The sequence below is a fragment of the Saccharospirillum alexandrii genome, assembly GCF_043641555.1.
In the GTDB taxonomy this organism is placed as follows: Bacteria; Pseudomonadota; Gammaproteobacteria; order Pseudomonadales; family Natronospirillaceae; genus Saccharospirillum; species Saccharospirillum alexandrii_A.
The window spans coordinates 189666-201979 of sequence record NZ_JBHZRJ010000005.1 but is presented as its reverse complement, the minus strand read 5'-3'; the positions used below and the strand labels follow the sequence as shown (position 1 = coordinate 201979).

The 12314-nt window shown below is 58.3% G+C and carries 14 protein-coding genes; 8 read left to right on the top strand and 6 right to left on the bottom strand.

All coding sequences use genetic code 11. The features are described from left to right. Positions 1–4: 4 nt before the first annotated feature. The 4 genes from ACHUE7_RS17940 to ligA form a co-directional block, all read right to left on the bottom strand. On the bottom strand, positions 5–685 hold the full coding sequence (locus ACHUE7_RS17940) for a TVP38/TMEM64 family protein (protein WP_394171255.1): 681 nt from the start codon (positions 683–685) through the stop codon (positions 5–7). Positions 686–834: 149 nt separating this feature from the next. Further along, entirely contained in the window at positions 835–1842 is a 1008-nt protein-coding gene (locus tag ACHUE7_RS17935; RefSeq protein WP_394171254.1) for an amidohydrolase family protein, read from the bottom strand. Between the two features lie 251 nt (positions 1843–2093). Next, positions 2094–2942: a class III extradiol dioxygenase subunit beta gene (locus ACHUE7_RS17930; RefSeq protein WP_348476195.1), complete on the bottom strand. Its 849-nt coding sequence runs from the start codon at positions 2940–2942 to the stop codon at positions 2094–2096. Beyond that, entirely contained in the window at positions 2935–3330 is a 396-nt protein-coding gene (gene ligA, locus ACHUE7_RS17925) for a protocatechuate 4,5-dioxygenase subunit alpha (RefSeq protein WP_394171253.1), read from the bottom strand. Before ligA ends, ACHUE7_RS17930 begins: the two co-directional genes overlap by 8 nt. A 193-nt stretch (positions 3331–3523) precedes the next feature. On the opposite strand from ligA, the gene ACHUE7_RS17920 reads away from it, so the two are divergent. From ACHUE7_RS17920 to ACHUE7_RS17905, 4 genes are all read left to right on the top strand, one after another. After that, positions 3524–4414, top strand: coding sequence for a LysR family transcriptional regulator (locus ACHUE7_RS17920; protein ID WP_394171252.1), 891 nt, complete (start codon positions 3524–3526; stop codon positions 4412–4414). Positions 4415–4531: 117 nt separating this feature from the next. Continuing rightward, entirely contained in the window at positions 4532–4834 is a 303-nt protein-coding gene (locus ACHUE7_RS17915; protein ID WP_394171251.1) for an ArsR/SmtB family transcription factor, read from the top strand. 58 nt (positions 4835–4892) lie between these two features. After that, complete coding sequence (gene arsH / locus ACHUE7_RS17910) at positions 4893–5624, top strand: arsenical resistance protein ArsH (RefSeq protein WP_394171250.1); 732 nt, start codon at positions 4893–4895, stop codon at positions 5622–5624. Further along, on the top strand, positions 5612–6757 hold the full coding sequence (locus tag ACHUE7_RS17905) for an MFS transporter (protein WP_394171249.1): 1146 nt from the start codon (positions 5612–5614) through the stop codon (positions 6755–6757). Before arsH ends, ACHUE7_RS17905 begins: the two co-directional genes overlap by 13 nt. Here the strand turns inward: ACHUE7_RS17905 and ACHUE7_RS17900 are convergent. Continuing rightward, complete coding sequence (locus ACHUE7_RS17900; protein WP_394171248.1) at positions 6679–8319, bottom strand: HD domain-containing phosphohydrolase; 1641 nt, start codon at positions 8317–8319, stop codon at positions 6679–6681. The two genes, ACHUE7_RS17905 and ACHUE7_RS17900, sit on opposite strands and share 79 nt — an antisense overlap. A 320-nt stretch (positions 8320–8639) precedes the next feature. After that, the gene (locus ACHUE7_RS17895; RefSeq protein ID WP_394171247.1) at positions 8640–9455 is read right to left on the bottom strand and encodes a DUF3530 family protein; all 816 of its coding nucleotides are present in this window, start codon (positions 9453–9455) and stop codon (positions 8640–8642) included. A gap of 103 nt (positions 9456–9558) precedes the next feature. On the opposite strand from ACHUE7_RS17895, the gene rpe reads away from it, so the two are divergent. The 4 genes from rpe (at position 9559) to ACHUE7_RS17875 (ending at position 12252) form a co-directional block, all read left to right on the top strand. Then, on the top strand, positions 9559–10236 hold the full coding sequence (gene rpe / locus ACHUE7_RS17890) for a ribulose-phosphate 3-epimerase (RefSeq protein ID WP_394171246.1): 678 nt from the start codon (positions 9559–9561) through the stop codon (positions 10234–10236). 113 nt (positions 10237–10349) lie between these two features. Then, entirely contained in the window at positions 10350–11180 is an 831-nt protein-coding gene (locus ACHUE7_RS17885; protein ID WP_394171245.1) for an HAD-IIB family hydrolase, read from the top strand. Continuing rightward, the gene (locus ACHUE7_RS17880) at positions 11177–11854 is read left to right on the top strand and encodes an HAD family hydrolase (protein WP_394171244.1); all 678 of its coding nucleotides are present in this window, start codon (positions 11177–11179) and stop codon (positions 11852–11854) included. Before ACHUE7_RS17885 ends, ACHUE7_RS17880 begins: the two co-directional genes overlap by 4 nt. Positions 11855–11880: 26 nt before the next feature. After that, positions 11881–12252 (top strand): DUF1304 domain-containing protein, encoded by a 372-nt coding sequence (locus ACHUE7_RS17875; RefSeq protein WP_394171243.1) that lies wholly within the window; start codon positions 11881–11883, stop codon positions 12250–12252. Positions 12253–12314 lie beyond the last annotated feature (62 nt).

Genomic DNA, 12314 nt, shown 5'->3' with positions numbered 1-12314 from the left:
CTCCCTAGGACCGATTGCGGTAGCGTCGTACCAGCACCATTACGGTGCCAAACAGCAAAGCGACGATCACCGAGATGCCAAGGGCCCACATCAAGTCCTGGTTGTCTTCGGCCTGAAGGATACGACCAGCCTGGCCGCCCAGCACCGTCACGAACGCCAATCCGGGAATAATGCCGATGGCCGAACCGACCATATAACGGGCAAAGGGCATGTTGAAGGCACCCGCCATCAGGTTAGTGAAGGTGAACGGCGCCAGTGGCAGCAGGTTGATCAGGATCATGGCGCGAATACCGCGCACGCTCATGTAACCGGAGAGTGATTTCAGGTGCTTGCCACCATGACGCTCCAGCGGCTCGCGCCCCAGCAGATGCCCTACCCAGAACGTCACCCCCGATGAACTCAGTGTACCCAGTGTGGCGTACAACAGCCCCCACCAGGGGCCGAACAACAGGCCAGTCAGAACCACCAGCAAGGTCAGCGGAAAGGCGAGCAACAGAGCGACGATATAGACAACCATTGTGCCGGGAACAACCCAGGGCGAAGACCGGACTGCATCCAGCCGGCCTAGCCAGTTCTCCAGCTGTTCTGGTGTCAGCAGGTCGGTGCTGGCCAGGTAGCGCCACAGAATTGCCATAACGATCAGCAGCACGACCAGGACGAGTAGACGAATGACTGTGCGGGGCATTGCGGATCCTGACGGGCAAGCCCATCCAGAGAAGTGAAGGGCGTATCCTCCGGTATGGACGGCACAAGTTCAAGCGACGGGCAAAAAAAGACCCGCCAGAGGCGGGTCAGAAAGCACAACACAAGGAAGTCGGCTGGCCCGGTACCGGATCAGACCTTAAGGCGTGGGAAGACAGCGCGCGCGTTGTCTTCAAATACCATCTTCTTCTCAGCGGCGTTCAACTTGGTATTGCCGTCGATGTAACGCTTGGTATCGTCGAAGTAGTGACCGGTGCGCGGGTCGATGCCGCGTACCGCGCCAATCATTTCCGATGCAAACAGCACGTTTTTGGTCGGAATCACGTCGAGCAACAGGTCGATGCCTTCCTGGTGGTAGACGCAGGTATCGAAGTAGATGTTGTTCAATACCTTCTCTTCCAGATCGAACCCCTGGTCCTGGGCAATGCCCCGGAAACGACCCCAGTGGTAAGGCACAGCGCCACCACCGTGCGGAATAATAAACTTCAGATCCGGGAAATCCTTGAACAGGTCCGACATCATCAGGTGCACAAAGGCGGTGGTGTCGGCACTGAGGTAATAGGAACTGGTGGTGTGAAAGCATTCGTGGCACGAACCCGATACGTGGATCATCGCCGGAATGTTCAGCTCACTCATCTTCTCGTAAATCGGGTACCAGAATTTGTCGTGCAGCGGCTTGTCTTTCCAGTAGCCACCGGACGGGTCCGGGTTCAGGTTACAGCCGATGAAGCCCATCTCATTAACAGTCCGTTCAAGCTCACGCACCACAGCATCCGGTTTAACATTGGCGCTCTGGGGCAATTGAGCCACCGGCGCAAAGTTCTCCGGGAACAGGTCGCAGACACGGCGAATCAGATCGTTGCAATGCTCGGTCCAGGCGACGCTGGTGCTTTCGTTACCAACATGGTGACCCATCCAGCTGGCGCGCGGCGAAAAGATGGTCAGGTCAGTGCCACGTTCCTGCTGCAGTTTAAGCTGGTTGTTCTTGATGCTGTCGCGAATCTGATCGTCGGTGATGTTCAGAATACCCTTGGTGGTCTGAAACATCGGATCGTTTTTCAGCTCCGCTTTTTGCTGGTCACGGTAATCGCCCAGCTCCGACGGTGCGGTGGTGTAATGTCCATGGCAATCGATGATCATGGCCGTCTCCAGTGTTGTAGTCGGTGTCGCTCAAGTTCCGGAGTTAGGGTGGCTTGGGTGCCTGTCGTCCGCGTCGGCTACCGGTGGTGCCTCTGCGGGGTCGGGCGGAATGCCGCCCACTCAACCCGTCCATGGGGCCTAGACCGCAACATCCATGTTGCGGACTTCCCCGCAGAGGCACCACCGGCACCCGCCGCTCGCATGGTGCTAACTCCGAAGCTTGAATCAGTAAGTTGTACCAATAATTCTAATTATTTCTGACTGCCATCTTCCAGCACGATCAGGCCCGCGCCGGTGTTGGACGCCGGTACATGATAGAACTTGTAGGTTTCCGATGCATCGTCGCCCATGGCGCCGCGCATGATCAGCCACATCACCAGTTCGATGCCTTCAGAGCCGGCTTCGCGCATGTATTCGACGTGCTGGATTTTGGTCAGGCCGACCGGGTCAGTGGTCAGGCGGTCGAGGAACGACTGGTCGAATTCGGCGTTGACCAGGCCGGCGCGTTCGCCTTGCAGCTGGTGCGACATGCCGCCAGTTCCGAAAATCGCTACCTTGATGTCTTTGTCGTAGGCTTCAACCGCTTTGCGTATTGCCTTGCCGAGGTCGAAACAGCGCTTGCCGGTCGGTGGTGGATATTGAATCACATTGACGCACAGCGGGATGATTTTGCACGGCCATTGCTCGGGCTTGTCGAACATGATCGACAGCGGCACGGTGCAGCCGTGGTCGACGGACATTTCGTTGGCGATGGTCATGTCGAATTCATCGAGAATCAACGATTCGGCCAGGTGCCAGGCCAGGTCCGGATCGCCCACAGCGGTGGGAACCTTGCGCGGGCCATAGCCTTCATCGGCGGGCGGAAATTCATCGGCCACGCCCAGCGTAAACGTCGGGATCAGGTTCAGACCGAAGGCGGAAGCGTGGTCGTTGTAGACCACAATCGCCACGTCGGGCATGTTGTCCTGTATCCAGTCGCGGGCGGGTTGGTAACCGTCGAACAACGGCTTCCAGTACGGATCCTGTTCTTTGTTGTTGTCGATCACGGCGCCAACGGATGGCACGTGCGAGCTGCCAATCCCGGTTACAATTTTAGCCATTCGACTGCTCCTGTTCTTTTTTACTGCGGTTGCCTTCAACCGGGCGACCGCCGGCAATCATCATCTGACGAAACTCTTCTTCAGTAACGTCGGACATGGCACCGCCGACAAACTGCATGGACCGGCCATCGAAAATGGCCAGTTTGAAGGTGTAATAAATGTTGCCACCCAGACGCAGCATGCCCAGCCAGTCCCGTTCCAGGACGGCTTTCTTCTGCTCGTCGGACAGCTTGAATTTTTCCAGATACGCCGCTTCGTCTTTACGGAATTCGTCGCGGTTCTCGGCTTTGTTCAGTGACATGCAGAACATGTTCAGATGGTAGCCTTTGCGGCAATGTTGGCCATCCATCACGTAGGTGCCCGGAATGTCTCGGTACTCGCGGTTCATGGGTCGCTCTCTCAATGTTGAATGGTTCATTCTGGTACGGCGTTGCCAGTATAGTCGTTGTCCCGGTTGCCTCCTGTTGTCACTTTCGCTGGGCAACAAGGCACCGTTTTTATTCAGCGACGCTTTGGGGGTGACAACCAGACTAGTTAAGTGCACAATTTGGGACAACCTATAACATTAGGACGTTTCGTTCATGAAGTGGAACATATCTGATTTGCCCGTTTTCGTTGCGGTTGTTGAAAAAGAAGGTATTTCGGCCGCAGCACGTTCGTTACGAATGCCGAAGTCGAGCGTGAGCCGGTTCGTACAGCGCTTGGAAGATGACCTGCAGGTGCGCCTGCTGGAACGCAACTCCCGCCAGATGCGGATGACCAGCGAAGGCGAGGTGTTTTTCAAACACTGTCAGCTGATTATGGAGCAGGTTGAAGCTGCCGACGCGCACATGAATGGCCTGAGCCATACCCCCAGCGGTGAGCTCACCATTTCCTTGCCCATGGCGTTCAGTCGAGATGTGTTGGCCGGCCATCTGCACCGCTTCAACAAGCAGTACCCGGAAATTCAGCTGAACATTCAGGTAACCCCTACGGCAGTCGACCTGATCGGTGAGCACATCGATCTGGCCGTCCAGGTCGGCGACTTGCCGGATTCAGAGCTGATCGCCGTCCCCCTGTTCGAGACTCCGCTGATCTGGGTGGCCAGCCCGAACACCTACGCGGCCGGTCATACCTTTCCCGGCCTGGATGCGCTGGTCGAGCAGGTGCACGTGTGCGAACGCCGCTACAACAAAACGGCGCTGCCGGTGCGTTACCAGGGCGACAAGCACAAGGTGGAAATACAGGCCTCGATCGAAACCACTGATCCGATCATGGTGCGCGATACGGTCATCGCCGGCTCCGGCGTTGGCCTGCTGCCCTCCCTGTATTGCCGCACCGCCATCGACCGGGGCGAACTGGTGCAGGTGGCCCAGAACATGGAGCTGGACCTGATGGCCAAAGCCTCCGCAGTCTACACCAGCCGCCGCATGCTAAGCGCCAAGACCCGGTTGTTCATCGAGTTTCTGAAAGACCTGACGACTGAAATGTGAGCCTGAGCCGGCCCGACCAAGGCCGACTCCCGATCATAAAACCTAAAAAATACGACCATATTTCGATATTACTAGAAATATCTTGACGACCTGCTTTCCGGATGGATAATCAGCCCCATGACAACACTCACACTAGAACAAGCGGCCGCCCAACTGGCGGAACTGGGCCATCCGACCCGCCTGGGGCTGTATCGTCTGCTGGTGCGTGCTGGCCATGGCGGCGCGCCGGTGGCCGAGCTGCAGCAGCAACTGGATGTGCCGGGGTCTACCCTGTCGCATCACCTGAGCCGTCTGGTCCAGGTTGGTCTGGTGAAGCAGGTTCGGGAAGGTCGGGTATTGCGTTGTTTTGCCCAGTACGACCGGTTAAATACCCTAATCGGTTACCTGATGGAAGAATGTTGTACCGAGAGCCGTTGCTAACGGTTGAGCGCGTTTTTTTGGCTATATAGTTCGATATATCTGGAAATATGGAGGCATTATGACACAGATACCTGATCACAGCCTGGAGGGCACCCTGAGCCAGTTGCAGCAGGGCTATCAGCAACCCAATACGCATGCACCGCGCATTCTGGTGTTGTATGGCTCGTTGCGGGCGGAGTCGAACAGCCGAAAACTGGCGCTGAACGCCGCTCGCATGCTGGCGCAATTTGGGTCTGATGTGCAGGTGTTTGACCCTGAAGGGTTGCCGGTATGCGACCGGGTCTCGGTGGATCACCCCAAGGTTGTTGAGCTGCGTGAGCTGGCGCAATGGAGCGAGGGCATGGTCTGGTGTTCGCCGGAAATTCATGGCGCGGTGTCGTCGGTGTTTAAAAACCAGATCGACTGGATACCGCTCAGTGACGGCGCGATTCGGCCAACCCAGGGCAAGACGCTGGCGGTGATGCAGGTTAATGGCGGGTCGCAGTCGTTTAATGTGGTTAATGCGCTGCGCATACTGGGTCGCTGGATGCGGATGTTCACCATCCCCAACCAGTCGTCGGTGCCCAAAGCCTTTCAGGAATTCGATGCCGATGGCCAAATGAAGGATTCACCCTATCGCGATCGTGTGGTGGATGTCATGGAAGAGCTGTTCCGACTGACACTGCTGCTGCGCAACCAGTCTGCCTTGCTGACGCACCGGTATTCCGAGAACAAGGCGGATTACCAGGCGCGGGTTGAGGATGCTGCCAGTGTTGAACCTCCCGTAGCAAAACGACCTTGCTGCGTTTGATTCATCAACACAGTCAGCCAACCGTGCTGGCCAGCGTCGTGCTGACGCTGGCCCTGGTGTCCGACTCTGTTCTGTATTTATTGCTGCCGCTGTATTTCGAAGACTTCGGGCTGACGCTGATCTGGGTTGGCATTCTGCTGTCGGCCAATCGCTTTGTCCGGTTGCTGATCAACCCCTGGCTGCTGCCCTGGTTCGAACGCTTTGGCCCGCGCGCCTCCATGGTACAGGCCGTTGGCCTCGCCGCTACGGCGAGCCTGGCGTTTCTGATGCTCGCCAGCCCCTGGGTTTTGTTGCTCGCTCGTTTGCTGTGGGGCATGGCTTATGCGCTGATGCGGTTGGGGTGCCTGCATTACGCCACTCACCATCCGGAGCGACGCATGGCGAACCTGGGGTGGTACACCAGCCTGCAAGAAGTCGGGCCTTTGTTGGTGTTGCTGGTTACCCCCTGGCTGGTGCACTACATCGCGATTGAGGCGGTGCTGGTGCTGGCGAGCACGCTCTGCCTGTTGGCATTGTGGCCCGCGCTGGCGTTGCCCCGGGCGCAATCGGACCCGCAGGCGCCCACTCGGGCGCGCTTTCCCTGGCCCAATGCCTGGCACCGCCTGACGTTTGTGCTCTGCTTGTTGTTCGATGGCGTCTGGACCGTGGTTCTGGCGCCGTTGCTGGTGGTTGCGGGCTGGTCGACGGCCGCCGCACTGGCGATGACCGCCTGGTTACTGCTGGCCAAGCGACTGTTCAACCTGTTGGTGGGGGTGGTCTCAATCCGGGTGAACCCCTGGGTACCCGAGCGGCTTTGGCTGGGTATTTCCCTGGTCCTGATGCTGGTCTCCGGTGGACTGATGGCCCTCACCGAGGTGCTCTGGGCCAGCGTTTTTGCCATCGCCGGGCATGGGCTTTTTATGATTCTGGTGCCCAAGCGGCTGGCCGACGAGGCTCTGTCGGATGGCAGCCGCCATCACAGCCTGAATGGTTTTACCTTCTGGCGAGATCTGGCGGCTGCTGTGGGCGCCTTGCTGGCCAGTCTGTTACTGGCCGGGGCCTGGACGCCGATGTTCTACGGCTTGCTCACCGGCCTGGTGGTTTTAATGCTGCTGTCGGCAAGGTACGGTGTTACGTCGTCTACATCGAACTGATCGGGCAGTAGAAAACGCTCGGCATAGTCTCTCCATTTGCCACTGCGCAGAAACAGTTCAAACACATCCGGGTCGATGTGCTGGTCGTCGCGCATGTTTTTCAGAATGGAAAAGGCCTGGCTCAGCGGCATCGGCGGTTTGTAGGGGCGCTCTTTCGCCGTCAGTGCTTCAAACACATCAGCCACGCCCATCATCCGGGCCGGAATCGACATTTGCTCGCGGGTCAGGCCGCGTGGAAAGCCGCGCCCGTCCATTCGTTCGTGGTGACCACCCGCGTATTCCGGTACCCGGCGTAGCTTGGGCGGAAAGGGCAGTTGCTCGAGAATGTCGATGGTGATGTCGATATGACGGTTGATCGCCTGGCGCTCGTCGTCGTTCAGGGTGCCCCGGGTAATGCAGAGGTTGGTGACTTCATCCTCGTTCAGCAACGGCTGGGTGTTGCCCCAGGCATCTCGCCAGGTTTGGCTGGCAATGGCCCGAACCCGGTCTTTGTCCGACTCGGGCATAAATTCCCCGCCGCGATTGATCCGCTCGAGAAAATCCAGATCTTCACGCAAGACACCGGCATCTGCCGGCGACGCTGCCTGGGCCATGGCAGCGGCGAAGCGCGCGGCAACAGCATCGAAACCATCGAGCAGGCTTTGCAGCTTGCGACCCTTGTTCAGAATGGTTTCCGAGGTGGCCAGTTTGCCACAGTCGTGCAGCCAGGCGGCGACGTGCAGCTCATACCATTCATCATCGTTTAAATTGAAATCGGCAAAGTAGCCGTCGCTTTCCTCGCAGGCCGCGCGCGCCATCATTTCGGTTAGCACCGGAATGCGCTCACAGTGAGCCGAGGTGTGCGAAGACCGAACATCGATAATGCGCGCCAACGCCTGAATAAAGGCATCGAGCAGGTCTTTGTGGCTTTGCACCAGTAACTGGTTATCGAGCGACAGCGCCGCAAACTTGGCCATGGCCTGAACGGTGCGCTGGTCATCATCGGTAAAGGGGCGAGACTCGCCTTCCGCGGTGTGTGCATTGATCAGCTGCAGCACGCCAATCACCCGGTCTTCATGGTTTAACAGCGGCAGGGTGAGCATGGAGCGGGAGCGATAACGGTGTTCGGCATCAAAATGGCGGGTACCGCTGAAATCAAAATCCCCGGTCTGGTAAACGTCATCGATATTGACCGCCTGACGCGTCAGGGCGACCCAGGAAGCGACATTCTGATGATTTGGCTGACCGCTCCCGGAGCCATTCGACGGGCGATGATAAAGCGGAATGGCCGGCCACTGACTCAGCTGATCCGGGTCGCGGCTTTCCAGCCCAAGCACCGTATTATGAATGGCCTTAAAGACTAACTGAGGAGAATCCGAACTTTCATCCAGCTGGTAAAAAGTGCCACCTTCAGCCCCGGTCAGCAACCGGGCTTCTTTCAGAATGCGATGCATCAGCCCGGCAACGGTGGTTTCCCGGGCCAGCCGGACCAGCAAGTCACTGGTGGAATCCACACTCCAGACGGCCAAAGCCCTATCTGCGTGTTCTGAATGGTTTCGAAGAGAAGAGTCGGGGGTCGTCATACTGCGCTCCTGAGGTCCCGATAACTGCATGGCAGTGCCACAGCAGAAAAGCATAGCCCAGATGTGCGGTGGAGTGACCCCTTTGGAGGCAAAATAATCTTGTGCCATGAATCCGTGTTGGCCACCGGGCAGACCTATTCGGGGTCGGCGTGAACCCATCCATGGGGCCTAGGCTTCGGCATCCATGCCTCAGACTTCCCCGAATAGGTCTACCCGGCAGCCAACACTCGGCTCGGTGGTTGCATCTGGTCAACATGGATCGCTTGCAGCGCTGAACATGCAAGTCCTCACTCCACCTTCGGGGGCAAAAGCTAAGTTCTTTACTCCTCAACCGTCCGAACTTCACCCTCACGCCCTGCCATTCGGGTGCGTAGCCAGCCCCAGAGCCGTCGGGTGGTGCGATTTGGAGTGGCCTGGTTGTAAAACGAGGCTTGCCCGGGGTCGCGGATCTGAGTGAAGCGTTCGAGTTGGTTGCGTCGGGCGGCCGCGCGGCGGTTATCGGCCGCATGCAACGCCGCCGGGGCGTCGTCGGATACCCAGTCGAGAATGGCGATGTTCAGGCTACCGATCAGGTCGGGCAGGTCCGGTTCGATGGTGTTGGCATTGACCATCATCAGCCCATAGCCGATTTCCTGGTCTGGCTGCAGCCGTTCCGAGAGGTAGCGGGCTGCCCAGTAAGCGCCCTCACCGTAGCCCAGAATCACCAGATTGAACTGGCCGTCCTGGTTCAGGCGTTGCAGGGCAAGCGCAATGCGGTTGAGCGTTGTCTCGGCATCGGTGGCATAGCCGCCAACCAGAGGCAGGGCGATCGACAGGGTGTTCCAACCGACATCCGGCAAATAGGTCCGAGCCTGTTGCAGCAGCACTGGCCAGTCCGGGTTGTGGCCCTGATCGTGCAGAATCAGCACCGCGCCCTGTGGGGTGGCGGTGCGTTGCTGCAGGCTTAAGCCCAGGAAGGCGTTGTCGCCTTCGCCCAGAATGACAACTTCTTCGCCATTTTGAGCATTAGCCCGTGCCTGAGCCAGGTCATTCAGGTGGTTGGCACGCGCCTGGCCCAGCGCTTCTGCCCGGCTGTAAGCGCTAAACGCGAGCAGGGCACACAGGCTGATTAGCAGCAGCGGGGAGCGTCGCGTCATCGGGTGGTGACCCCGGTTTTATCGGTGGTCGGACACATTGGCGTTTGACCTCCCTCTGGCAGTCACTAGAATGGGCGTTCCGCCAGCCGTGAGACGCCCCGAAATGTCCGATTTTGTCATAGCCCCCTCCATATTGTCCGCCGATTTTGCCCGCCTGGGCGAAGAAGTGGATGCCGTTCTGAACGCCGGTGCCGACTGGGTCCACTTCGATGTGATGGACAACCACTATGTGCCCAACCTGACCATCGGCCCCATGGTGTGCAAGGCATTGCGCAATCACGGCGTGACCGCCCCCATCGACGTGCATCTGATGGTGTCTCCAGTAGATCGGCTGATTGGCGACTTTATTGAGGCCGGCGCCAGCATCATTACCTTCCACCCGGAAGCCAGCGACCACATCGATCGCTCGCTTCAGCTGATTCGCGATGGCGGCTGCAAAGCAGGCCTGGTATTCAACCCGGCGACGCCACTGCATTACCTGGATTACGTGATGGACAAGATCGATCAGGTACTGATCATGTCGGTCAACCCCGGTTTCGGCGGTCAGTCATTCCTGCCCTCGGCGCTCGATAAACTGCGCGATGCCCGTGCCCGTATACAAGCCTCAGGACGCGATATTCGGTTGGAAGTCGACGGCGGCGTGAAAGTCGACAACATTCGGGCCATCGCCGAAGCTGGCGCCGACGCGTTCGTTGCTGGGTCGGCCATTTTTAATGCCGATGACTACAAAACCCGCATCGCCGAAATGCGCCAGGAACTGGCCAAAACCCGTAGCGCCTGATTGGGCTCTGCCACCCGCGAACTCCGAAACGTGAGTGTTTTACATAGCGGCTTTAAAACGACGTTCTATTTGAGCGGTGCCATCTTTGCACCGCCCTTCACCCGGGAGATCCTGTGGACGAATTATTGGTATTTGACCTCGACGGCACGCTGATTGACGGCGAAGATTGCATAACGGACCTGACGCGCACTGCGTTAAACAAACTCGATGAACTGGGTGTTGCCTGGACCGTCGCCACTGGCCGTATGCCACATGGCGGTCGCGAAGCCCTGCCCGATGTGCGGTTCCGCCACCCCCAGGCCTACAAGAACGGCGTGCTGATCTGGGATCTCAACGAGAACGTGCGCATCAACGCCCAGCCGATGGACCCGATGGAGCTGGTTGAAGTCTGCCGCCGCCTGGAAGTGCACGGCATCAACCCCTGGCTGAATACGCTGGATCACGAAGACCGCATTGGCGCGGTGATTCGCCGCATCGGCACCGAGCGTGAAGAAGCCTGGGCCAAATACATGGAAAGCCAGGCGATCAACGTGCAACTGAACTCCGATTTTTCCTCGATTCAGGAGCAGATTCTGAACGTCTTCGCCGTGACCGAGAACCAGAAAGTCCTGTACATGGCCGAAGAACTGGCCGACATGCCCAATGTGCAAGTCTACGCCGGGCCCGATATGTACCGCGAAGGCTATTACTGGATGGACATTCACCACATCAGCGGCACCAAGGGCGATGCGGTTAAGTTTCTGCAGCGTCAGACCGGGGCCAAGCGCCTGGTCTGCTTTGGCGATTCAGACAACGATGTCAGCATGTTCAAGCTCGCCGACGAAGCTTACGCCATGGAAAACGCCCTCGATGAAGTGAAAGCCGTATCGACCGGCATCATCGGCAAGAACACCGACAGCGCCATTGCCTATTTCCTGGCAGAGCGTTACGGCTTCAGTCTGTGACACCGGCAACCGCCATACTCTTTGATCTCGACGGCACCCTGGTCGACAGCGCGCGCGGCATTCACGCCGCGCTCGACGAGGTGTTAACCACGCTCACCGGCCACGGCTGCAGCATCGACGACGTGCGCCGCTGGGTCGGCAATGGGCCGGAAAAACTGGTTGAGCGCGGCCTCTACAGCCACGGTTACGAAGACGATGCCAGCAGGGCACACAGGCTGTTTCGCGAGGCTTATCAGCGTACGCTGATGCAGGCTGATATTTACCCCGGCGTCGTCAAGGGCCTGGCAACCTTGCAACACCAGGGGCTCAGGTTGGCTTGCATTACCAATAAAAGCTCTCACTTTACCGGCACCTTTCTGGCTGAACTGGGGCTGGCACCCTTCTTTGACCGGGTATTGTGCGGCGACGAAGTCGAGCGCCCCAAGCCCGACCCGCAAAGCCTGGTTCAGGTGTGTGCCGAATTCGGCATTGAGCCGGCCGAAGCCATCATGGTCGGGGATTCAGAAAACGACCTTAAGCCGGCGCAAGCTATTGGGATGCGTGGCATTGCCGTCGGTTATGGTTATCATGGCAATGTGCCGCTGGAAGCGTTTCATCCACTGGCCATCGTTAATGACTTCGAGTCTGTCGTTGCGCTGTGTCTGGCCGCTGCAAGCCCTGCGCCACAGCACTAACCCTTCCTCACACAAGGACCTTTGTGATGTATTTAGCTCAAATGCTGGTGGCGCTGGTCGCCTTGCTGCACCTCTGCTTTCTGGTGCTGGAAATGTTTTTATGGACGTCACCGATAGGCCGCAAGGTGTTTGGCATGAACGCCGAAAAAGCCGAAATAACCAAAGTGATGGCCGCTAACCAGGGCCTTTATAATGGCTTTCTGGTGGCTGGTTTGCTCTGGGGGTTGTTACTTGGCACGGCCGGTGTGCCGGTCATGATCTTCTTCCTCAGTTGCGTCATTGTTGCAGGGGTTTATGGTGCCGCCACTGTCAGCCGCAAGATTTTTTGGGTGCAGGCAGCGCCGGCTATTGCTGCGCTGGTGGTGCTTGGCATCGTTGCGCCGTTCAGCGGCGGCTAGAGCCCAGCCCTTCACATGCTCTCCCGCGCCTCGGGAGAGCATTCGCCTGGTGTGAAAGCACC

Excerpts from the sequence above, each read along its gene's own strand:
- ACHUE7_RS17940 (WP_394171255.1), bottom strand. The coding sequence starts at position 685 with ATGCCCCGCACAGTCATTCGTCTACTCGTCCTGGTCGTGCTGCTGATC.
- ACHUE7_RS17935 (WP_394171254.1), bottom strand. The coding sequence starts at position 1,842 with ATGATCATCGATTGCCATGGACATTACACCACCGCACCGTCGGAGCTG.
- ACHUE7_RS17930 (WP_348476195.1), bottom strand. The coding sequence starts at position 2,942 with ATGGCTAAAATTGTAACCGGGATTGGCAGCTCGCACGTGCCATCCGTT.
- ligA (WP_394171253.1), bottom strand. The coding sequence starts at position 3,330 with ATGAACCGCGAGTACCGAGACATTCCGGGCACCTACGTGATGGATGGC.
- ACHUE7_RS17920 (WP_394171252.1), top strand. The coding sequence starts at position 3,524 with ATGAAGTGGAACATATCTGATTTGCCCGTTTTCGTTGCGGTTGTTGAA.
- ACHUE7_RS17915 (WP_394171251.1), top strand. The coding sequence starts at position 4,532 with ATGACAACACTCACACTAGAACAAGCGGCCGCCCAACTGGCGGAACTG.
- arsH (WP_394171250.1), top strand. The coding sequence starts at position 4,893 with ATGACACAGATACCTGATCACAGCCTGGAGGGCACCCTGAGCCAGTTG.
- ACHUE7_RS17900 (WP_394171248.1), bottom strand. The coding sequence starts at position 8,319 with ATGACGACCCCCGACTCTTCTCTTCGAAACCATTCAGAACACGCAGAT.
- ACHUE7_RS17895 (WP_394171247.1), bottom strand. The coding sequence starts at position 9,455 with ATGACGCGACGCTCCCCGCTGCTGCTAATCAGCCTGTGTGCCCTGCTC.
- rpe (WP_394171246.1), top strand. The coding sequence starts at position 9,559 with ATGTCCGATTTTGTCATAGCCCCCTCCATATTGTCCGCCGATTTTGCC.
- ACHUE7_RS17875 (WP_394171243.1), top strand. The coding sequence starts at position 11,881 with ATGTATTTAGCTCAAATGCTGGTGGCGCTGGTCGCCTTGCTGCACCTC.